We start from the raw sequence: 21,984 nt of genomic DNA, 5'->3' as shown, positions 1-21,984 counted from the left end.
TCACAAAGGAATCGCATGGCCAACGGTGTAAAATAAGACGATGTTCCCGAGAGAAGAATCCGCTTCAAATGAACGTTTTCTCCTATGTTTTCCGATTTATCTCGAAATAAAAGTTTTAAATCGTAAAACGTACGATTTGTCTTGACGAACCGGAAATCATTTGATAGAGTAACTTTTGCTAACAAAACGGAGTTGTTCCGTTTTAAAATAAAAAGATGAGCCAGCAAATGGAAGGGGAAATCCCGATGAAAAAAATCTTACTTACTACAGCACTCCTTTTAGGGGGCGTGCTTCTTGGCGCTTGTGGGCAGCAAGAAGCGACAAGTCAATCGAGTGACGCAGAAAAGCTGTCGATCGTCACGACCTTTTACCCAATGTACGAATTTACGAAAGAAGTCGCAGGTGAGGCAGCGGATGTCTCCTTGCTGATCCCTGCAGGAACAGAACCTCATGACTATGAGCCAAGTGCCAAAGATATGACCAAAATTATGGATGCAGATGCCTTTGTCTACAATAGTCCTGAGCTAGAAACTTGGGTTGCTAGTTTGACGGATTCCGTCGATCCTGAGCAAACAGCAGTGATTGAAGCGGCCAAAAACATTCAGTTGGTGGAAGGCACAGAGGAAGAGCATGGTCACGAGGACGAAGACAGCCATGAAGGCCATGATCATATGTATGACCCTCATGTTTGGACCGACCCAGTCTTAGCGATCCAAGAAGTAGAAACGATCCGCGATGACCTGATTGCGAAGTTTCCTGAGCAAAAGGCAACCTTCACGGAAAATGCGGCTGCCTATATCGAAAAACTTTCTGCGCTAGATGAAGCCTATCAAGCGGCGTTAAAGGATGCGACTCAACGGACCTTCGTCACACAACATGCAGCTTTCGGTTATTTGGCACGGCAGTATGATTTAGTCGAAGAATCGATTTCGGGCATTTCACCCGATCAAGAACCAACGCCAAGTCGGTTGGCTGAGCTGAAAGAATATGTGGAAGAAAAACAAGTCAAAGTTATCTATTTTGAAGAAAATGCCTCATCGAAGGTGGCTGAGACCTTAGCCTCTGAAACGGGCGTGGAGTTAGCGGTCTTGAATCCATTAGAAAGCTTGACGCAAGAGCAGATGGATAACGGCGAAACATACCTGTCTGTAATGGAAGACAATTTGGCAGCATTACAAAAAAGTATTCACTAAGGAGGCGCCTGCGTGCGTTATATCGATGTAAAAGATTTGACCTTTTATTATGATGATGAGCCCGTCTTGGAAGACATTTCTTACTTTGTTGAAGACGGCGAATTCGTGATTTTGACCGGCGAAAATGGGGCGGCAAAATCTACTTTGATCAAAGCAACCCTTGGTTTGTTGAAACCTTCTAAAGGAGCAGTCACCTTGGCGACCAAGAATGCAGCTGGTGAAAAATTAAGCATCGGCTACATTCCTCAGCAGATTGCTTCCTTTAACGTCGGGTTCCCCAGCACCGTTTTGGAATTGGTCCAATCAGGCCGCTACCCAAGAGATCGTTGGTTCAAGCGACTGACGAAACGAGACCATGAACATGTCCGCCGTGCATTAGATGCCGTCGGGATGTGGGACGTGCGTCATAAACGGATCGGTGAGTTGTCCGGTGGCCAAAAACAGCGGATCAGCTTGGCACGGGTCTTTGCCACGGATCCTGATTTATTTATTTTAGATGAACCGACTACGGGGATGGATGAACAATCCCGCAATCTGTTTTATGAACTGCTGCGGCACAATGCTCATGACCACGGCAAGTCGATTTTGATGATCACTCATGATCACGAAGATATCAAAGAATATGCGGACCGTCAGATCCGTTTAGTGCGGAAGGAGGATTCACCATGGCGCTGCTTTCATATGAATTCATGAGAAGAGCTTTTCTTGCGGCGATTTTTATTGCTGGTATCGCACCAATGCTAGGGGTCTTTCTGGTGATTCGAAGACAGTCATTGATGGCTGATACGCTGTCCCATGTCTCTTTAGCAGGGGTGGCACTAGGCTTCTTTCTAAATCTAAATCCGAGTTTGACGACGCTATTGATCGTAGTCATTGCCGCAATCATTTTGGAATACTTGCGAACACTGTACCGCAGTTATTCAGAGATTTCGATCGCCATTTTGATGTCCGGCGGTTTAGCGTTAGCCCTCGTCTTGATGAACCTTAGCGGTGGAAACTCCGCAACGAGTATCCAATCGTATTTGTTTGGGTCGATCGTTACGATCACACAAGAGCAAGTTTGGATCTTAGGCTTTTTGTTTTTAGTCGTTTTTGCTTTATTTTTCTTATTCAAACGGCCCATGTACATTTTGACCTTTGATGAAGATACCGCTCATGTCGATGGCTTGCCTGTGCGAGTGATGTCGATGCTCTTTAATGTCTTGACGGGGGTGGCAATCGCCATGATGATCCCGATTGCGGGTGCATTGCTGATCTCTGCGATCATGGTTTTACCAGCTGCCATCAGTATGCGTTTAGGCAAAAGCTTCAACGCGGTGATTTTGATCAGTGTCGTGATCGGCATGATTGGGATGATGTCTGGTTTGACCAGTTCCTTTTATTTGGACACACCACCGGGAGCGACGATCACGCTGGTTTTTATCGCTCTTTTCTTAGTAATCAATTTGATCAAACGCATCGTGATCCTCGTGCAACGAAAACAACGCCTCAAATAAAGGGCTTTATGAAAAAGAAACGAAGAATTTTCGTTTCTTTTTTTTAAACTCTAATCAAAACCGAACGATATAAGCAATATTTCAGATAATGCTCGCATTTATCCCGAAAAAGCCTTATAATAAGGCGAATAAACTAAAGGAGTTGTCCGGTGTGAAAATACGTCGAAGTGAACGACTGATCGATATGACACATTACTTGTTGAATCATCCCCATGAATTGATTTCATTGTCCTTCTTTTCTAAACGATATGCCTCTGCAAAATCATCGATTAGCGAAGATTTATCTATTATCAAAAAGACCTTTAAAGAACGAGGAACAGGCATTCTTGATACCGTGCCAGGCGCTGCTGGCGGTGTTTTTTTTGTGCCTGAAATTTCTGAAGAAGAAGCGTATGCGTACGTTGAAGGGCTGGCAAAACGCTTGTCTGAGCAAGACCGTTTGTTGCCTGGCGGCTATGTCTATCTATCTGACTTATTGGGCGAACCGGAATTGCTGCGCCAAGTCGGCCGCATCATCGCTTCCAAATATTTAGGCGAACAAATCGATGCGGTGATGACCGTTGCTACTAAAGGAGTTCCGATCGCTCAAGCAGTCTCTTACTACTTGAATGTTCCCTTCGTGATCGTGCGTCGTGATTCCAAGATCACTGAAGGCTCGACCGTGAGTGTCAATTATGTCTCTGGTTCTTCAGAGCGGATCGAAAAAATGGAATTATCCAAACGCAGCTTAAAGCGCGGCTCTAGAGTATTGGTGGTTGATGACTTTATGAAAGGCGGCGGCACGGTCAATGGGATGAAGAGCTTGATTGAAGAATTTGAGGCCGAATTAGTCGGTATTACGGTTTTTGCCGAAACGAAATTCAAAGGCAAGCGGGCCATCAGCGATTACAGCTCTCTGCTGTATGTTGAAGATGTCGATACCCAGACCAAAACGATCTCGGTAGTACCGGGAAATTATTTTGAGAAAAAAGCCTGATTTTTGTGGCTCTTAGACTGGCGCAAGCAGCTGTTTTTCGAACGGCGGCTGCCAGTCTTTTTTTGATTGGTCTAGGTGGAGATTCCTTAAATCGTTGAAATTTACAAGTACTTGGGCTAAACTGTTTATAGGAAATTCAATGAACAAAAATCGTTCAGATTGATAGGAGTGGAATACGTGGACGCACGTTTTGCAATAATTTTAGCGGCTGGAAAAGGCACGCGCATGAAATCGAAGTTATATAAAGTGTTACATCCGGTTTGCGGTAAGCCAATGGTGGAGCACATCATGAACCGAGTGGTGGAAACAAATCCTGAAGAGATCGTGACGATCGTTGGTCACGGGGCGGAAATGGTCAAGGAGCAACTGGGGGATCGCACCAATTACGCCTTACAAGCCGAACAATTAGGTACCGGTCACGCTGTCGTTCAAGCCGAATCATTTTTAAAGGGCAAAAAAGGCACGACCTTAGTAATTAGTGGGGATACGCCGTTATTGACGACGGAAACCTTGAATAACTTGTTCGATTACCATCAAGGGAAAAATGCATCGGCAACGATCTTGACGGCACAAGCGGCAGACCCAACGGGCTATGGCCGGATCGTACGGGATCATGTCGGCATCGTGGAAAAAATCGTCGAGCAAAAAGATGCGTCGACCGAAGAAGCACTGATCCAAGAAATCAATACAGGCACGTATTGCTTTGACAATGAATTGTTATTTGACGCCTTGGCAAAATTAGATACGGACAATGCCCAAGGGGAGTACTACTTGACTGATATTATCGAGATCTTAAAGGAAGACGGCAAAATCATCGCTGCTTATCAAACCGAAGATTTCCATGAATCTTTAGGAGTCAACGACCGCATCGCCTTAGCCGAAGCCAATCGCTTGATGCGCCAGCGGATCAACCGTCAACACATGCAAAACGGCGTGACCTTGATCGACCCGGCGACGACTTATATCGACGAAGGCGTTGTGATTGGTTCAGATACCTTGATCGAAGCCGGTGTGATCATCAAAGGGCAGACGACGATCGGAGAAGACTGTGTCATTACGGCAGCTTCTGAAATTGAAGACAGCAAGATCGGCAACCAAGTGACGATCAAGGCATCGACGATCGAGGAGAGCATCATTCATGATGGCGCCGATGTCGGTCCCAATGCCCACCTTCGCCCCAATGCGGAAATTTTGGCCCATGCCCATATCGGTAACTTTGTGGAAATCAAAAATGCGACGATTGGTGAAGGCACCAAAGTCGGACACTTGTCCTATGTCGGTGATGCAACCTTAGGCAAAAACATCAACGTCGGCTGCGGTGTAGTCTTTGTTAATTATGACGGCAAGAGCAAATTTAAAACGACTGTCGGGGACAATTGCTTTATCGGCTCCGGGTCTAATCTGGTTGCACCCTTGACCATCGAAGAGGAAACGATGATCGCTGCTGGCTCAACGATCACCAAAGATGTTCCTAAACACAGTATGGCGATTGCCCGCGCCCGTCAGGAAAATAAAGCGGATTACGCGAAAAAGTTACCTTATCTAAATTAGAAATAGCGAAATGACTTGATTTCTTAAGGAAAAATGACTACTATTTATTAGGAAGAAGATTCTAGTAAAAAGGAGTCATTTTTTTCTAGATGAACGCAAAGAAAGTGGAGGTTCTCATGTCAAATCATTATTTTGATCCAAGATTGAAGATTTTTTCTCTGAACTCAAATCGTCCTTTGGCGGAAAAAATCGCAGCTGCAGTAGGTGTTGAATTAGGTAAGTGTTCAGTCAAACAATTTAGCGATGGTGAAATCCAAGTGAATATTGAAGAAAGTATTCGTGGTGCCCACGTCTACGTGATTCAATCAACCAGCAGCCCTGTAAACGATAACCTAATGGAATTGCTGATCATGATCGATGCTTTGAAGCGCGCCAGTGCGAAGACGATCAATGTAGTAATGCCTTATTATGGTTATGCAAGACAAGACCGCAAAGCGCGATCAAGAGAACCAATCACCGCAAAACTTGTAGCAAACATGATCGAAAAAGCCGGTGCGAACCGTATGGTTACACTGGATTTGCATGCTTCACAGATTCAAGGGTTCTTTGATATCCCAGTTGACCACTTGATGGGTGCACCATTGATCGCCAACTACTTCTTGGAAAGAGGCATTCAAGGCGATGACGTCGTAGTCGTTTCACCAGACCACGGTGGCGTGACTCGTGCCCGCAAATTAGCTGAGTTTCTTAAGTCACCAATCGCGATCATCGACAAACGTCGTCCGAAAGCCAACGTAGCGGAAGTCATGAATATCATTGGTCATGTTGAAGGCAAAACTTGTGTCTTGATCGACGATATGATCGATACTGCTGGTACCATCACATTGGCTGCGAATGCGTTGAAACAAGCAGGTGCCAAAAGTGTTTACGCCTCATGTACTCACCCTGTCTTGTCAGGACCTGCCTTGGAACGAATCGAAGATTCGGCCATTGAGCATCTAGTTGTGACAGATTCGATTTACTTGCCAGAAGACCGTAAGTCGAAAAAAATCGATGAGATCAGTGTTGGTGCCTTGATGGGCGAAGCGATCAAACGAATCCATGAGAACAAACCAGTAAGTCCACTGTTTGAATCAAAATTATCAATTTAATCGTGCCTCATAAGCATGAGAACAACAGCCAATGGTCGGTCTTTAACCGCTCATTGGTTGTTTTTTTCTGAGGAGTTTCAGGATGTTTTTAGAAAAAACGATCGCAGTCATGTTTCTTTTCACCAATTTATGGTATTCTTGAAAGTGACTTGCGAAACGCAAGCACAAAATAAAATAGAATCTAATCACAAAGGGGAGTCTGCAAAGGCTGAGAATGAGAGTACTCTAAACCCTTCGTACCTGTTTCGATCATGCGAACGTAGGAATTGTGACGAGTTGAAGTGTCTAACACTTCTCCTTTGTGAATTGTGATGATTCTAAAGGAGGAGTTTTTTTTGAAACGAAAAATGTCGCTGCAAGTGTGGACGGAAGGAACGATGATTGCTGCTATCGGGGTCGTCTTGTCGTATATCCCGATCCAGACAGCCAATTCCAGTATCGACTTGTCTCTAGGGCTCGTGCCCTTGGTCTTGTATTCGTATCGTCGCGGGGTGCTGCCGGGAATGACGGCGGGATTTATGTGGGGCTTGCTGAATATTTTGATTGGTAGCGCCATGCGTAACTTTATCACCGTTCCACAGATCATCTTTGAATACCCCTTTGCCTTTGCTTTTGGCGGGATGGGCGGCTTGTTTGCTAATAAAATCCAACAAGCGATCCGTCAAAACAGCAAAACCGTTACGTGGTATGTCGTCTTAGGGGGCATCGTGGCGGTGATCAGCCGTTGGTTTTGGCATTATTGGGCTGGAGTCTTTGTCTGGGGAATGTACGCACCGCCAGGACAAAGTCCGTATCTGTATTCCTTGATCTTCAATGGATCATCGGTCATCATCAATATCGTTTATGTAGGGGTCGTCCTAGGTCTCTTAGTCAAGGCAGCCCCGAAATTATTTGTGCCGAAAGCTTAGTTTTAGAAATGAAATCATAAAAAATGTCTTGATGCTCTTTGAAAAAGAGAAGCATCAAGACATTTTTTTGTCGAAAAAGCCAAAAGCCAAATATTCTTGATCAATTTCCAACGACCAGTTTTTTTTGCTGGCTGAGTAGCGCAAAACTGCAATTTGATCTAACTCTTTTTGATTGACCAATGTGCTTTTCAAGCCAGCATCTTCTGACAGATAGATCGGGATCGTATAAGTTTTATCGATCAGTTGTTCTTGTGTCAGACAGAAGACGATGCCTTCTTGCATGATTCCCCGCAACTCTTTCAGCAAATTAAAATCGAGTTTTTCCACCGGTGTTGCTTTTTTAAAAAAGGAGAGGCGATCATTGATTTTTTCTAAGACGATGCGGGTGATCCGATCCGCCAAGATCCGGTAATATTCATCTAAGTAACGATAATAAACGCGGGAACGTGCATCTTTTAAGTCAAAGAAAACAAAGTTATTTTGCAGTTTGTAAAAGAAAGGGGAGTGGAGGTGTGTCTTCATGTGGCCAAAATATAACAATTCGGAGATCTCTAAAGGCGTCAATTCTTTGACCATCTCGTAATCATTAAAATCGATCCACTTCATTTCTTCGGCAATGCGACCTTTGTTGATTTGCTGAAAAAACAGTTGGACATCTTCCATTCCGCGTATCACTTTTAAGCCCGTATGACCGTCGAATTCGCCGAAATCACTGGAAGGATCAAGCAAGAGCAAATTCTTGGGCTGATGGACGATGCTCTTGTTAAAATCTTGGGGGGCAAGCCCGCGGGTCAAGACGGCATTGCTGGTTGTATCAATATGTACGTAAATCGTGTTAGACATGCCGATCGATCCCTCCTATCTACTAAGTTCATTCTACAACAAAGCGCTGAAAATTGCTTGTATCTTTTCGTTTAAAGTTATATTACAAAATAACAGAAAAAACAATTTTTAAGTTCCCTTTTTCGACAAAAAAAGGCAAATCTTGTCTTTTCGTAAAAAAACTGGCCAAAATTGGCGTCTTTATGAGGATTTTGGTATGATAAAAGAAGAAACTAATGGAGACGAGAACCTATGAGAAAAAAGAAAAGCAGACTTTTCAATTGGCTGAGCAATCTCTTTTTGCTTGTGCTGTTATTGATTGGTTTAGCATTGATTTTTAATAATCAAATCAAAAATTATTTTATTAAACAAACAGGTGAAGCATACGCAGTCGGCACCATTGATCGTAGTGAGGTCGAAAAAAATATGGAAGCGGAAGCGACCTTTGATTTTGATGCCGTGGAGCCGGCAAGTTCAGAAGCAGTCTTACGGGCGCAGCTGAGCAACAAAGCTTTGCCAGTGATCGGCGGCGTGGCGGTTCCCAGTGTGGGGATCAATCTGCCGATTTTTAAAGGCTTGGCCAACGAGGCCTTGCTGTATGGTGCTGGTACGTTAAGTCCCACCCAAAAAATGGGGGAAGGCAATTACGCGTTAGCTAGCCATCGCGCTCAATCGCCAGAGCTCCTGTTTACACCATTGGATGATGTCGCGATCGGGGCGGCTATCTATGTGACCGATCTGGAAAATATTTACACGTATACTGCGACTTCTTCTGTGCGGGTCGACCCGACCGATGTTTATTTGCTTGACGAAGTAGAAGGCCGCAAAATGATCACGCTGATCACCTGTGGGGAAATGGGCGGTGTCACCCGTCGTGTGATCCAAGGTGATCTGGAATCTGTAACGCCTGTCGACGAAGCAACGGATGAGATGTTGGCAGCATTCAACATGGCACAACGAACATTTTAATCAAAAGAATAGCTCGAGTGGTACGGCAGCTGGCGTGTCATTCGTCTATTCTTTTTTGCTTAAGGAGGCGTCTTGATGAAAGTGAAAAAACTGACTTCGATCGATTTTCTTGCACAAAGGGCAGGGTTTCAAGAAAGCCGACTCGTCTTTTCCTTTTTTGAGTCGCACTCAAAAGCGCGACGAGCATTTCTTGCCGACATGGCGCAGCAGGGCTGGCAGATCGACAGCCGTTATGGCCGCTTTTACCTTGCCGGGCAGTTTGATTTTGACCAAAAGACACTGACTATCACCAATCTGCTGGTGGAAGCGGCCGCCGAGTTTACTTGGAAACAACTGCTGGCCGTGACAGAAAGCTTCGCCCGCAGTCGCTTTGTAGCAGCCGTCTTGTGGCAGCTTCCTCATCGGCCCCCCTTGGCTGAGTGGTTTATCCAGCAAGGGTATCAGGTGGTCCCTCAAGGGTATCAAAGAGCGCTAGCTTATCAGACGGCGCTGGTTTTAGGCGGTGGCGGTGCTCATGGGGCGTATCAAATCGGGGTTTGGCAAGCGCTGCAAGAACGGGGCATCACCTTTGAATGGATCACGGGAACTTCCGTCGGTGCGTTGAATGGTGCCTTGATTTTAATGAACGATGTTGAAGCGGCCGTCGATTTATGGGCAAATATCTCCAGCGAGCAAGTATTGCACTATCCGCTTGCTTCGGTACGAGCCCAAACACTGCGGGATTTGATGAATCAAGCCAACTCGCTGGTCCGTGAAGCGGTCAAAAGCAACGGCGCCAGTACCGAACCCTTGGCAAAGCTTTTGCAAAAGACCTTTGATCAAGAAAAATTCAGCCAAACTGCTTGTCATTTGCTGATCTGTACGACTCGTCTGCCAGATTTCAAGGAGACGGTTTATGCCTTTGATCCATCAGCAGTAGAAGAAAACCTGCATTGGTTATTGGCATCAGCCTCATTTTATCCAGCGATGCAGGCGCAAAAAATCAATGATGCCTATTATATCGATGGCGGCTATCGCAATAACCTGCCCATCGATGTCGCTCTACAGCAGGGGGCAACGGAATGTATCACCGTGGATGTCCAAGGACCCGGCATCAATAAAAGGACGGTTTTGACGGAAGAAACTGCGCAACTTTCGTTAGGGTCTCCTTGGTCCTTAGGCAGCTTTTTGGTTTTTGATGCCCAGCGTTCGCTGGATAATATGACCTTGGGCTATTTGGAAACCTTGAAAGTGTTCGGCAAATACCAAGGCCATTGGTATACCTTTGAAAAGACGGTTGATTTTCAGCCGTTATGGCGGGGCTTTTTGAAAGAGCTACGCCAGACAGACCCGTTGCTTTATCAGGAACTAAAGAAAAAAGAATTTTGGAGAAAAATGCGTAAATTCTATCAACAGGATGTGCCATTTGAGCAGTGGGGGCGTATACTGATAGAGTGTACCGCGAAAGTATTGTATCTAGCGCCTACGGTGATTTATGAGCAGGAAACGATGCTAACGGCTTTAGCTGAGAAAATTGCGCTAAAGGCAGTGGAAGAAGCCGATGCCTGGTCGATCACCGAGTGGCTGAGTTATTATCGCGACCGTTTTTTTGTCTTGTCCGAGCAAAACCGCTTTTTCTTTTTTTATCGGACGCAGCAATTGAATCTGCCCGCCATTCAGCAGATTCGCCGGCGTTACCCGCTGACTGCTTTGATGGCAGCGTATAGTCACTATCTTTTGAAAGGAGCAGAAAATGGATAAATTTTCTTATGAAATCGTTGAAGAGATCGCCGTGCTTTCGGAAAATCAAAGAGGCTGGCGCAAAGAATTGAATTTGGTGAGCTGGAATGGGCGTCCGCCAAAATTTGATCTGAGAGATTGGGGTCCAGAGCACGAGAAGATGGGCAAAGGCGTGACCTTATCCAATGAAGAATTTGCAGAACTTAAAAAAGCCCTGCTTTCCATGTAAGAAAGCAAAACGGTGAGGAGTGATCAAATGAAAAGTATGACTGGTTTTGGCAAAGGCAGTGCAGAAACGCCAGATGTGCAGATCGAAATTGAGATCAAAAGTGTCAATCAGCGCTTTTTGGACCTGCAGCTGCGAATGCCCAAACAATTGAATCCTCTAGAAGGTGCTTTACGGCAGTCGATCAAGCAGACCCTCCAGCGAGGACGAATCGAATTGTATGTGACGTTAAAAGAAAAAACCGCAAATACGAAACAGATCGAGATCCAATGGGACCTGCTGGAACGTTTCATGCAGGAGATCGATACCGAAGCCAAAGACCGTTTTGATCTAGCAGAGCTGCCCAAAGCAGCATTGCTGGAACAATTCCTGCTCCATGAAGCTTTTCTAACGATCTCTGATCAAGAGCCAGAAGAAAGCACCTTAGCCGATGGCGTGATGGAAGCATTAGACCAAGCGTTGGCAGCGATCGACCAAAGCCGCTGGGTGGAAGGGCAAGGCATTCTGCAGATCTTGCAAGAAAACCAGCGACAGCTGCAGGAAAAACTGACAGAACTCCAACAATTCGTGACCCTCTATGAGGCGGACTACCAAGAACGCTTTGAAAAGAAACTGACTGCCTATCTAGGGGAAGAAGTCGATCGCGATCGTTTACTGACAGAGTTGGCGATTTTATTGGAACGCGGCGATATCCACGAAGAACTGGATCGTTTAAGTATCCATTTAACGACGATGACGGAGCTGCTGGCAGCCGAGACACCAATAGGTCGAGAGCTGGATTTCTTGATCCAAGAGATGAACCGGGAAGTCAATACGATTGGCTCAAAATCGAGTCCGATCCAAATCAAAAACAGTGTCGTCCAAATGAAGACGATCATTGAAAAAATCAGAGAACAAGTTCAAAACATCGAGTAGGAGGAATGAACCAATGAAATATTACGATATCACCTTTCACGAACTAAGCGGAAAAAATGTCATCAAGCGCAGTATTCCCTCTGATAAAGAGAATTTCTCTGCGTGGGAAGATGCCTGCGTAGCCATCGAGCCGGATTTTCTTCATCTACTAGTTGATGGCGTAGCTGTTTCTTTAAATCGTCGGTACATCGTGCGTATCGATTGCCAAGAAGTGACGGATCCGACCGAAAAAGCGATTACTGCCAAAGACGAATTAGCAGGGGTCATCAATACCTTAAGCAACATGGGCTTTTAAGAAAGCAGCCGAAGTGTAGACTAGCAATTTCATGAAATTCCCATTATAATAAAGTAGTTCTTGAAAGTTGCTGAAAAAAAGTGCAAAATAGACGTTAAGCAAATGTCAGTGAAAGGACGTCATTATGTCAGAGCGAGGATTACTTATAGTTTTATCAGGACCTTCCGGAGTAGGGAAAGGGACCGTGCGCAAAGCAATTTTTGAGAGTGACGACAACGATTTTCAATATTCCGTTTCAATGACCACTCGTCAAAAACGCGAGGGGGAAGTGGAAGGGGTCGATTACTATTTCCGCACGCGGGAAGAATTTGAAGCCTTGATCGAAGCCGGTGAAATGCTGGAATACGCCGAATATGTCGGCAATTATTATGGCACCCCATTATCTTATGTCCAACAAACACTGGATCAAGGAAAAGATGTATTTTTAGAGATCGAAGTGCAAGGGGCAAAACAAGTAAAAGACAAAGTTCCCGATGGTGTGTTTATTTTTCTGACGCCACCTGATCTGGCAGAATTACGCTCTCGTATTACAGGAAGAGGAACCGACTCTGCCGAAGTGATCGATGAACGGATGCGTGTCGCCCGTGAAGAAATCGAAATGATGGCTTTGTATGATTATGCCGTTGTCAATGATGAAGTACCTAAGGCAGTCCAACGAATTCGCGAAATTATTTCGAGTGAACATTTTCGCGTTGACCGAGTGATCGGAACCTATATCAAAATGTTAGAGGAGCTGTAAGAAATATGATGTTAAAACCTTCAATCGATTCTTTGTTGGATCGTGTCAACTCAAAATATTCATTAGTGATCTTAGCAAGCAAACGGGCGCATGAACTTGATGCCGGTGCGCAAGCAACATTAGAAAACTTTGATTCAGTGAAAAGCGTGGGTCAAGCGCTTGAAGAAATCGAAGCGGAATTAGTCGTTAATGATCCGCATCCGGAAATCAAACGGGCCCGTTTGAAAATGGAACAAGAAGAGCGCAAAGCGCAAAAAGACCAAGAACAAAAAGAATTAGAAGCGCGTATCCGCGACGAACAAAAGCTATAGACAAAAGCAAGCTAGAGCACGCCTGTGTTCTGGCTTTTTCTTTTGAATGGCGATGGTTAAATTTTTGTAAGGGGTACAGACAAACCCCAGCCCATTTAGTAAAATAGAACCTAAAAGGAGGAGAAGAGATGGCGTACATAGCAGAAGTGATCGTGGATGTTCCCACGATGCAGACCGATCAGCCTTTTACTTATCTGATCCCATCAGAATTACAAGCCGCCATTGAGACAGGGATGCGGGTCGAAGTGCCATTTGGCAAAGGCGACCGCCATATCCAAGGGTTCGTCGTCGGGCTTTCAGAAGTTGCCGAACCGCAACAGACCTTAAAACCAATCGTTCGTTTGTTGGATTTGTCGCCTGTCGTCAATGAAGAACTTCTCCAATTAGCCGACTACATGAAGGAAACGACCTTTGCCTTTAAGATCACTTGCTTGCAGACGATGCTGCCGAGTGTGATGAAAGCCGAGTACCAAAAACAGATCGTTTTACTCGAAGGAAATCATCCCATCAAAGAATATTTTCCCGAAAACGGCATCCTCAGCTGGCAAGACGCCGAAAGTGCAGGGCTGCTGCCGCAGTTGAAGCCTTTGCGGGAAGCCGCAGTAGTTGAACTGCAGTACCTCGTGAAAAATAAAAACAAAGCGAAAATGACCCGTTACATTGAACGCAAGATCGATCCAGCAGAAATCCCCGCCGTCCAGCAACAGCTGCGCAAAGGGGCCAAACGCAAGCTGGAAATCTTACAGATTTTGACAGAGGAAGCCCGCTTGCCGGTTTCCTTTTTTACCGAACAAGGGATTTCCACTGCGGCTTTGAACCAAGCGCAAGAAGCTGGCTGGCTGACCTTTACGGAAGTTGAAGCCTACCGTGATCCTTACAAAGACCGTCAATTTCAAAAAACGGTCCCCCTTGAATTAAATGAAGAACAGGCAGCTGCAGTAGCGCAAATCACTGCTTGTGCGGATAACCAAGAGGCGCAGACTTTTTTACTGGAAGGGATCACCGGCAGTGGAAAAACAGAAGTCTATCTACAAGCGATCGCCCAATTGCTGAAACAAGGCAAAACTGCGATCATGCTCGTACCGGAGATCGCTTTGACCCCGCAAATGGTCGAACGCTTTAAAAGCCGTCTCGGCGACGCAGTGGCTGTTTTACACAGCGGCTTGTCCCAAGGTGAAAAATACGATGAATGGCGTAAGATCGAACGTGGGGAGGCGCAGGTGGTGGTTGGCGCCCGCTCGGCGATTTTTGCTCCGTTGAAAAACATCGGGGTCATCATCGTCGATGAGGAGCACGAAGCTTCCTACAAGCAAGATGAAGCCCCTCGTTATCATGCGAGAGATTTAGCGATTTGGCGCAGCCAGTACCATCACTGTCCAGTGGTGTTAGGCAGTGCGACGCCGTCATTAGAATCTCGTGCTCGGGCCCAAAAAGAAGTCTACCGCTTATTGAAATTGAATCAGCGGGCAAAAACCAGTGCGCAATTACCGCAGATCGAAGTCGTGGATATGCGTACCGAATTTGCCAATAAAAAGTATCAAACTTTTTCTCGTCCGTTACAGGAAAAAATCACAGACCGCTTGGCCCGGAAAGAACAGATCGTCTTGCTGCTGAATCGGCGCGGCTACTCTTCCTTCGTGATGTGCCGCGATTGTGGGTATGTTTTGCCTTGCCCAAATTGCGACATCTCCTTGACGCTCCATATGGATACCAAAACGATGCGCTGTCATTATTGCGGACATGAAGAACACATCCCCCATCGTTGCCCCAACTGTAATGCAGACAAGATTCGTTATTACGGAACGGGCACGCAAAAAGTGGAAGAAGAGTTGAAGGAACTGTTTCCCGAAGCGCGGGTTTTACGGATGGATGTCGATACCACCCGCAAAAAAGGCGCCCACGAAAAAATCTTGACCTTGTTTGGGGAGAAAAAAGCGGATATTTTGTTGGGGACCCAAATGATCGCCAAAGGCTTGGATTTTCCTGATATCACGCTGGTAGGGGTCTTGAATGCCGATACGGCCTTGAACTTGCCAGATTTTCGTTCGAGTGAACGGACGTTCCAGCTGCTGACTCAGGTCAGTGGTCGGGCAGGTCGGGCGGAAAAAACCGGCGAAGTGGTGATCCAAACATTCAACCCTGAGCACTATGCCATCCAGTTGGCGCAGTCGCAAGACTACGAAGATTTCTATCAAAAAGAGATGTGGATGCGGCACCAAAGCGGTTATCCACCGTATTATTTCACCGTCAAAATCACCTGCAGCCATCCCGAAGAGCAAGTCGCCGCTCAGAAGATGTTTGCGATCGCGCGGGATCTGCAGCAGGAGCTGTCACCGCGAAGTATTTTGTTGGGTCCGGCACCAAGTGCGATTTTGCGGGTGAAAAACCGTTATTACTACCAATTGATCATTAAATACAAAAATGAACCGCAGCTACCTGCTTTGTTGACCCGTCTGTTGGATCAAAGTCAAATCGATCAGCGCAAAGGATTGTACGTATCGATTGACCAAGAGCCGTTGAATTTTATTTAGAGGAGAAAATATGCGTTATCCTATTATTATCACCCCCGATGAACGCCTTCGTCGGCAAGCAAAACCCGTCAAAGTAATTACCGATGAGCTCGTTCAGCTACTAGACGACCTTTATGAAACGATGGTCGCCCATGACGGGATCGGTATTGCCGCACCGCAAGTCGGCAAAAACCTGCAAGTGGCGATCGTGGAAGTCGAAGAAGACGATCGCTTTGAAATGATCAACCCTGAGATCATCGCTTCTTCTGGTGAATCCCTTGATGTGGAAGGCTGCTTGAGTATTCCCCACACCTTTGGGACCGTCAAACGAGCAGACGAGATCACTGTCCGCTATTTCGATCGAGAAGGAGAAGAAATGGAAGTGGAAGCATTCGGCTACTTGGCGCGTGCGATGCAGCATGAGATCGATCATTTAAATGGCGTGCTGTTTGTCGACAAGCTCGTCGAACGCATTCCTGAAGAAGACTTAGAAAAGTATATGGAGGAACATGAAAATGACTAAAATCGTCTTTATGGGTACCCCGGCGTTTTCCGTCCCAATTTTAGAAGGCTTGCTTGAAGCCGGCTATGAAGTGGCAGCAGTCGTGACACAGCCGGATCGTCCCGTCGGTCGCAAAAAAACCATCACTCCGACACCCGTCAAAGAAGCGGCGTTGAAGCATGGCTTGTTGGTTTTACAACCAGAAAAAATCAGTGGGTCACCAGAAATGGAGCAAATTCAAGCTTTAGCACCTGATCTGCTGATCACGGCAGCTTTCGGCCAATTTTTACCTAGTGCTTTACTAGAAGTACCGAAGTATGGCGCTATCAACGTTCATGCGTCCCTACTACCGAAATACCGGGGCGGAGCACCTGTGCATTATGCCATCATGGAAGGCGAGCAAGAAACGGGTGTAACCATCATGGAAATGATCAAAAAAATGGATGCTGGCGGTATTTTTGCTCAAGCTCATTTGCCGATCACGGCACAAGATGATGTGGGGACGATGTTTGATAAGTTGAGCCTATTAGGCAAAGACTTGTTGCTGGAAACTGTGCCGAAAATCTTGTCAGGAGAGTTGCAGCCGGTTCCGCAAGAAGAAGCGAAAGTAACCTTCTCGCCGAATATCAGCCGTGAACAAGAAGCCATCGACTGGCAGAAAACGGCGGTGCAAATCGATGACCAAGTCCGAGGCATGCGACCATGGCCGATCGCCTTTACGACACAAAATGGCACCCGCTGGAAACTTTGGCAAGTAACACCGCTGGAGCAAACGACGACAGCCGAACCAGGAACGATCATTGAACGGACGAAAAAAACGTTGCTGATCGCTTGTGGGGAAGGCACGGTATTGGCTATCGATGAATTGCAGCCAGCTGGAAAAGGCCGACAAGACATTGCTGCATTCTTAAACGGCAGTGGACAACAGATTCAAAAAGGGGATCAGGTAGGTACCTATGAAGCGTAATCTTGGAGACATACAATATACAGTGCGTTTTGTGGCACTAGAAGCGTTGTTGCGAATCGAAAAAGGCGGCGCTTATTCCAATCTACTGCTGCGGGAATTGATGAATCAAGGGCGTTTAAATGACAAGGACGGTCGCTTACTGACTGAATTGGTGTACGGCACCATCAGTCGTCAGCTTTTATTGGATTATTATTTGGACCGGTTTATTAAAAATGCTCGCAAAGTCGACCCGTGGGTCAAAACGCTGCTGCGGCTTTCCTTGTATCAGATGCTGTATCTCGATAAAGTACCCGCCCATGCCATCATTCATGAAGCCGTGGATATTGCGAAAGCCAAAGGCAATCCGGGGACGGGTAAATTCGTCAATGGCGTGCTGCGCACGATCCAACGACAGGGAGTGCCAGACTTGGCATTGATTAAAGACCCAATGGAACGTTTAGCAACGGAAATCAGTCTGCCCCTGTGGCTAACGAAGAAACTAGTCAAACAAATTGGGATCGAAGAAACCAGTGAGCTAGGCTATGCCCTATTTGAACCCAATCATGCCAGTGGTCGTATCGATCTGCAGCGCATCTCGCAAGCAGCAGCGATCGAACGGCTACAAGAAGAAGGCATTGACGCACGACCAAGTGAGCTTTCCCCTTATGGGGTTGTGGCTGATAAAGGCTTTATGGCGGGCTCTTCCCTCTACAAGGAAGGCTTACTGACGATCCAAGATGAAAGTTCGATGCTGGTTGCCCCCGTTTTACAAGTAGCCCGGAACCATCAAGTATTGGATGCGTGCGCCGCCCCAGGAGGCAAAACGACCCATATCGCTGCCTTCTTGTCTGCCGCAGAGGGCGGCAAAGTGACAGCACTGGATATCCATGCCCATAAAGTTAAGCTGATTCAGCAAAATGCCCAACGTTTAGGCGTAGAAGCAGTTGTGGAAACCCGCGTGATGGATGCCCGAGAGACGGCTCAAACCTTTGCCCCCGAACAATTTGATCGCATCTTAGTGGATGCCCCTTGTTCTGGATTAGGGTTGATGCGCCGTAAGCCGGACATCAAATATAGCAAGACGGAGGCCGATTTCCAACGCTTGCCGCGGATTCAGCGAGAGATTTTGGAAAGTGCCGCCCCAACCTTGAAAAAATCGGGTATAATGGTCTACAGCACATGTACGATTCTAGAGGAAGAAAATCAACAAGTCGTGGCAGCGTTTCTCGCTGACCATCCTGAATTTGAGCAAATGCCTCTTGCGGTAGGACCGCTGGCAGCCGAAGCGGTTCAAGAGGATATGTTGACGATCTATCCGCAAGATTTTATGACAGATGGCTTTTTTATCAGTTGTCTACGCAAAAAGTAACGAGGTGAAAGAAATTGGAGATTCGTTTTCAAACAGATGTCGGCAAACGTCGCAACACAAACCAAGATTTTGCAGCAACCTATGTAAATAAAGCCAATGTGACATTGGCTTTGCTTGCCGATGGCATGGGGGGCCACCGGGCCGGAGATGTCGCTAGCCGTCAAGCAGTCAGTGAGATCGGCACCGCTTGGGAACAGACAGAGCTGACAGACAGTGAAAAAACTGCCCAATGGCTGATCCAAAAAATCCAAGCAGAAAGCCAAGTGATTTTCCAAAAAGGACAAGAACAAGAAGAACTTAGCGGCATGGGCACCACGATCATTGCTGTGGCCTTATTAGGCGACCAGTTTACGATTGCCAATGTCGGGGACAGCCGTGCCTATCTTTTACGCAATCAAGTGCTGACCCAAATCACAGAGGACCATTCACTGGTCAATGAATTGGTGAAGTCAGGACAAATCACAGCAGAAATGGCCTTGAATCATCCTCGCAAAAACGTTTTGACCCGCTCGATCGGCATGCCAAGCGAAGTCGAAGTCGATGTGGCGATCCACTTTATTGCAGACGGGGATTATTTGCTGCTGTGTTCAGACGGATTGACCAACATGGTCTCAGATGAAGAGATCACAGCAACGATCCAAGAAACCCCTGTGCTGGAAGAAGCAGTGCAATCATTGATCGATCAAGCCAACGAACGCGGCGGTGTCGACAATATCACGGTATTATTGATTAAAGTTGGAGGAGAGCGCCCATGATCGAAATTGGGAAGAAGATAAACGGCCGATACAAAATCATCGGCAATATCGGCAGCGGCGGAATGGCAAATGTGTTTTTGGCGCATGACTTGATCTTAGACCGTGAAGTGGCAATCAAAGTGCTTCGTTTTGACTTCCAAAACGACCAAAGTGCGATTCGGCGCTTTCAACGAGAAGCATTGGCGGCGACTGAGCTGGTTCATCCCAACATCGTAACCGTTTATGATGTCGGCGAAGAAGACGGCATGCAGTTTTTGGTGATGGAATATGTCAAAGGGATGGATCTCAAGCGCTATATCCAAACGCACTATCCAGTACCTTATTTGCAGATCGTTGATATCATCCAACAAATCTTATCAGCGGTAGCGCTGGCCCATCAACACCGCATCATTCACCGGGACCTCAAGCCCCAGAATGTGCTGATCAATGAAGACGGCGTGGTGAAAATCACCGATTTTGGGATCGCGATCGCCCTATCAGAAACATCGATCACCCAAACCAACTCGATGCTAGGCTCGGTGCATTATCTTTCACCAGAACAAGCACGAGGCAGTATGGCGACCAATCAATCAGATATTTATGCGATTGGGATCATTCTCTATGAAATTTTAACCGGCAAAGTACCTTTTGATGGCGAATCAGCCGTAACGATCGCCTTGAAACATTTCCAAGATGAGATCCCTTCGATTCGGATCTATGACAAAAATGTTCCGCAATCGTTGGAAAACGTCGTATTGAAGGCAACCGCTAAAGAACCGGCGGATCGGTACAAAACTGCCGATGAAATGCGAGCGGATCTTGATACTGTATTGTCACCTGACCGACTCAATGAACCGAGATGGGAACCTCATGCCCTGATGGATGAAACGAGAGTGATGACCCCTGTAGAAGCAGCCCAAGTTGAAACGCCGCCAGTGGAAGATCCCGTGGCAGAAACGGCTGCGGATCAAGCCGAAGAATCAGCGAAACCGAAAAAGAAAAAACGCAAACGCTGGCTGCTGCTGCCGGTCATTATGGTGATCGCACTGCTAGGTATAGGCAGTTACTTCCTATTCGGCGGTGGTCGGGGGGATGTAGCGATTCCTGAAGTCAACGGCCAGACAGAAGCGGCCGCTCGGGCCGAACTGGAAGCCGCTGGCTTGCAAGTGGCAGACGAGGTAGAAGAAATCGAAGACGATGAAGTCGAAGCAGGCAATGTCGTCAAGACCGATCCGCCAGAAGGCAATGAAGTCAAAAAGAATTCCGTCGTGACCCTCTACATCAGTAGCGGAACGAAGAAAATCACCCTTGATGACTATGAAGGCCGCTCCTTTGATGATGTCAAAAAAGAGTTGATCGATTTGGGCTTTGATGAAGACAGAATCAAAGAAGAGCTAGAGTCGTCAGATGATGTCGATGAAGGGGATATTATCAGTCAATCACCAGCAGCAGGGCGGGAAGTTTCCCCAGCAGAAGACGAAATCACCTTTAAGGTCAGCTCCGGACCAGATAGCTTCGCAATGGACAACTATTATGGCATGACAGAGGCAGATGCACGAGCAGCATTGACTTCTCGCGGTGTCGACCGATCACAGATCGAAGTGAACTATCAATCCAGCAGTCAACCATCAGGCACGATCATCGCCCAAGCACCCGCAACAGGTGAAACGGTGGTGACTTCTCAAACGACCATCACTTTGACGGTCAGCAGTGGGCAGGAAATGGTCAATGTACCAAGAATCGTTGGGAAAAGCCAAGCCGATGCAGAAGCAGACTTGAATGAAGCGGGATTGGACTCAACTTTTGAGGAAGAGGACGGCTATAATGACTCGGTACCAGCTGGACATGTTGTCCGTGTCTCTCCAGGTGCTGGAACCTCCGTCGAAGTTGGCTCTACTGTAACGGTCACGATCTCTAGAGGACCTGAACCAGATGATTCGTCCTCATCGACGCCAAGCAGTAGTTCAGATGATTCCTCTGATTCAAGCGCTACGAGTGAAAGTAGCTCAGAAAGTGATTAGAAACTAGCTAAAACCAAATACATTAACCAAGCAGCCTTCGGGGACCAAAGAATTCTCTTTTTGTTCCCCGTCCAGCTGCTTGTTTTTGTTTCTAAACCTTATAGTGAGGCACAGGTGTCTTTAAAATTTCCTTTAGTCCTGCCATTTGTGCAAGCGTACATCTTTCCAAGGATTCAAAAATTGGGTATAATGAAGGTCAGAATTAGTCAAGGGAGGGAATGAATTGAGTCATCACAATACTTCCGATTTGATTGAAGCATATTTGAAGAAAATTCTTGAAGATAGTGAAACCATTGAGATTCGTCGCGCGGAAATGGCAAATTTGTTCAACTGCGTGCCCTCACAAATAAACTACGTGATCAATACCCGCTTCACCGTTCAAAGAGGCTATGCGGTTGAAAGCAAACGCGGCGGGGGCGGCTATATTCGGATCGAAAAAGTCAAAATCACGGACAGCCACCACTACTTAAAAGAAATGAATCAACTATTCGATGAAACCATCTCGGAAAAAGATGCGTATGCAATAATCCAGAAACTTTATGAGGAAGGAATCCTGTCCAAGCGAGAAGGCAACTTATTATTGACCGTCATCGCGAAAGCAGTTCTAGGACGTTCTCCTTATGAAAATAGAACACGAGCTGATTTGCTCCATGCAATTCTAGAACGATTAAGTTACGAAGACAGGAAGTGA

At 46.4% G+C, this 21,984-nt stretch carries 22 protein-coding genes and 1 riboswitch; of the genes, 21 read left to right on the top strand and 1 reads right to left on the bottom strand.

Going from position 1 to position 21,984, the window contains the following annotated elements; genetic code table 11:
• The first annotated feature begins 245 nt into the window (after positions 1–245).
• From CXM95_RS18060 to thiT, 7 genes are all read left to right on the top strand, one after another.
• Positions 246–1,193 carry a metal ABC transporter substrate-binding protein gene (locus CXM95_RS18060; protein WP_101699613.1) on the top strand — a complete coding sequence of 316 codons (948 nt, stop codon included), beginning with the start codon at positions 246–248 and terminating at the stop codon, positions 1,191–1,193.
• Positions 1,194–1,205: 12 nt separating this feature from the next.
• Positions 1,206–1,886 (top strand): metal ABC transporter ATP-binding protein, encoded by a 681-nt coding sequence (locus CXM95_RS18055; RefSeq protein ID WP_005232967.1) that lies wholly within the window; start codon positions 1,206–1,208, stop codon positions 1,884–1,886.
• Complete coding sequence (locus CXM95_RS18050; protein ID WP_005230272.1) at positions 1,859–2,689, top strand: metal ABC transporter permease; 831 nt, start codon at positions 1,859–1,861, stop codon at positions 2,687–2,689. The genes CXM95_RS18055 and CXM95_RS18050 overlap by 28 nt, the downstream gene beginning before the upstream one ends.
• A 151-nt stretch (positions 2,690–2,840) precedes the next feature.
• Entirely contained in the window at positions 2,841–3,665 is an 825-nt protein-coding gene (gene purR, locus CXM95_RS18045; protein WP_008381701.1) for a pur operon repressor, read from the top strand.
• Positions 3,666–3,842: 177 nt separating this feature from the next.
• Positions 3,843–5,216 carry a bifunctional UDP-N-acetylglucosamine diphosphorylase/glucosamine-1-phosphate N-acetyltransferase GlmU gene (gene glmU / locus CXM95_RS18040; RefSeq protein ID WP_034871957.1) on the top strand — a complete coding sequence of 458 codons (1,374 nt, stop codon included), beginning with the start codon at positions 3,843–3,845 and terminating at the stop codon, positions 5,214–5,216.
• 116 nt (positions 5,217–5,332) lie between these two features.
• On the top strand, positions 5,333–6,307 hold the full coding sequence (locus CXM95_RS18035) for a ribose-phosphate diphosphokinase (protein WP_008381705.1): 975 nt from the start codon (positions 5,333–5,335) through the stop codon (positions 6,305–6,307).
• 181 nt (positions 6,308–6,488) lie between these two features.
• A riboswitch (TPP riboswitch) is annotated at positions 6,489–6,590 on the top strand.
• 52 nt (positions 6,591–6,642) lie between these two features.
• Positions 6,643–7,215 (top strand): energy-coupled thiamine transporter ThiT, encoded by a 573-nt coding sequence (thiT, locus tag CXM95_RS18030; RefSeq protein ID WP_015510621.1) that lies wholly within the window; start codon positions 6,643–6,645, stop codon positions 7,213–7,215.
• Positions 7,216–7,269: 54 nt separating this feature from the next.
• On the opposite strand, the gene CXM95_RS18025 is transcribed toward thiT, so the two are convergent.
• Complete coding sequence (locus tag CXM95_RS18025) at positions 7,270–8,058, bottom strand: hypothetical protein (RefSeq protein ID WP_101699571.1); 789 nt, start codon at positions 8,056–8,058, stop codon at positions 7,270–7,272.
• Between the two features lie 231 nt (positions 8,059–8,289).
• On the opposite strand from CXM95_RS18025, the gene CXM95_RS18020 reads away from it, so the two are divergent.
• From CXM95_RS18020 to CXM95_RS17955, 14 genes are all read left to right on the top strand, one after another.
• Entirely contained in the window at positions 8,290–9,006 is a 717-nt protein-coding gene (locus CXM95_RS18020; protein ID WP_101699570.1) for a class A sortase, read from the top strand.
• Positions 9,007–9,081: 75 nt separating this feature from the next.
• Positions 9,082–10,746, top strand: coding sequence for a patatin-like phospholipase family protein (locus CXM95_RS18015; RefSeq protein ID WP_101699569.1), 1,665 nt, complete (start codon positions 9,082–9,084; stop codon positions 10,744–10,746).
• A complete protein-coding gene (locus tag CXM95_RS18010) occupies positions 10,739–10,954 on the top strand; it encodes a YdbC family protein (protein WP_005230288.1) in 216 nt (71 codons plus the stop codon). Before CXM95_RS18015 ends, CXM95_RS18010 begins: the two co-directional genes overlap by 8 nt.
• 27 nt (positions 10,955–10,981) lie before the next feature.
• Positions 10,982–11,866, top strand: a complete 885-nt coding sequence (locus CXM95_RS18005; RefSeq protein ID WP_101699568.1) for a YicC/YloC family endoribonuclease — start codon at positions 10,982–10,984, stop codon at positions 11,864–11,866.
• Between the two features lie 13 nt (positions 11,867–11,879).
• Positions 11,880–12,161, top strand: coding sequence for a hypothetical protein (locus tag CXM95_RS18000; protein WP_005230307.1), 282 nt, complete (start codon positions 11,880–11,882; stop codon positions 12,159–12,161).
• 124 nt (positions 12,162–12,285) lie between these two features.
• Complete coding sequence (gmk, locus tag CXM95_RS17995) at positions 12,286–12,900, top strand: guanylate kinase (protein WP_005230308.1); 615 nt, start codon at positions 12,286–12,288, stop codon at positions 12,898–12,900.
• Positions 12,901–12,905: 5 nt separating this feature from the next.
• On the top strand, positions 12,906–13,211 hold the full coding sequence (gene rpoZ / locus CXM95_RS17990) for a DNA-directed RNA polymerase subunit omega (RefSeq protein ID WP_005232977.1): 306 nt from the start codon (positions 12,906–12,908) through the stop codon (positions 13,209–13,211).
• A gap of 128 nt (positions 13,212–13,339) precedes the next feature.
• Complete coding sequence (priA, locus tag CXM95_RS17985) at positions 13,340–15,742, top strand: primosomal protein N' (protein ID WP_101699567.1); 2,403 nt, start codon at positions 13,340–13,342, stop codon at positions 15,740–15,742.
• Positions 15,743–15,752: 10 nt separating this feature from the next.
• On the top strand, positions 15,753–16,244 hold the full coding sequence (gene def / locus CXM95_RS17980; RefSeq protein WP_005230314.1) for a peptide deformylase: 492 nt from the start codon (positions 15,753–15,755) through the stop codon (positions 16,242–16,244).
• Complete coding sequence (gene fmt / locus CXM95_RS17975) at positions 16,237–17,190, top strand: methionyl-tRNA formyltransferase (RefSeq protein ID WP_101699566.1); 954 nt, start codon at positions 16,237–16,239, stop codon at positions 17,188–17,190. Before def ends, fmt begins: the two co-directional genes overlap by 8 nt.
• Positions 17,180–18,538 (top strand): 16S rRNA (cytosine(967)-C(5))-methyltransferase RsmB, encoded by a 1,359-nt coding sequence (gene rsmB, locus CXM95_RS17970; RefSeq protein WP_101699565.1) that lies wholly within the window; start codon positions 17,180–17,182, stop codon positions 18,536–18,538. The genes fmt and rsmB overlap by 11 nt, the downstream gene beginning before the upstream one ends.
• 14 nt (positions 18,539–18,552) lie before the next feature.
• Entirely contained in the window at positions 18,553–19,293 is a 741-nt protein-coding gene (locus CXM95_RS17965) for a Stp1/IreP family PP2C-type Ser/Thr phosphatase (protein ID WP_005230317.1), read from the top strand.
• Positions 19,290–21,293, top strand: a complete 2,004-nt coding sequence (pknB, locus tag CXM95_RS17960) for a Stk1 family PASTA domain-containing Ser/Thr kinase (protein WP_101699564.1) — start codon at positions 19,290–19,292, stop codon at positions 21,291–21,293. The genes CXM95_RS17965 and pknB overlap by 4 nt, the downstream gene beginning before the upstream one ends.
• Before the next feature lie 223 nt (positions 21,294–21,516).
• Positions 21,517–21,984: a CtsR family transcriptional regulator gene (locus CXM95_RS17955; protein ID WP_005230319.1), complete on the top strand. Its 468-nt coding sequence runs from the start codon at positions 21,517–21,519 to the stop codon at positions 21,982–21,984.

Source organism: Enterococcus sp. CR-Ec1 (assembly GCF_002850555.1).
GTDB classification, from domain to species: domain Bacteria; phylum Bacillota; class Bacilli; order Lactobacillales; family Enterococcaceae; genus Enterococcus_D; species Enterococcus_D entomosocium.
This window is presented reverse-complemented; position numbering and strand designations above follow the sequence as displayed.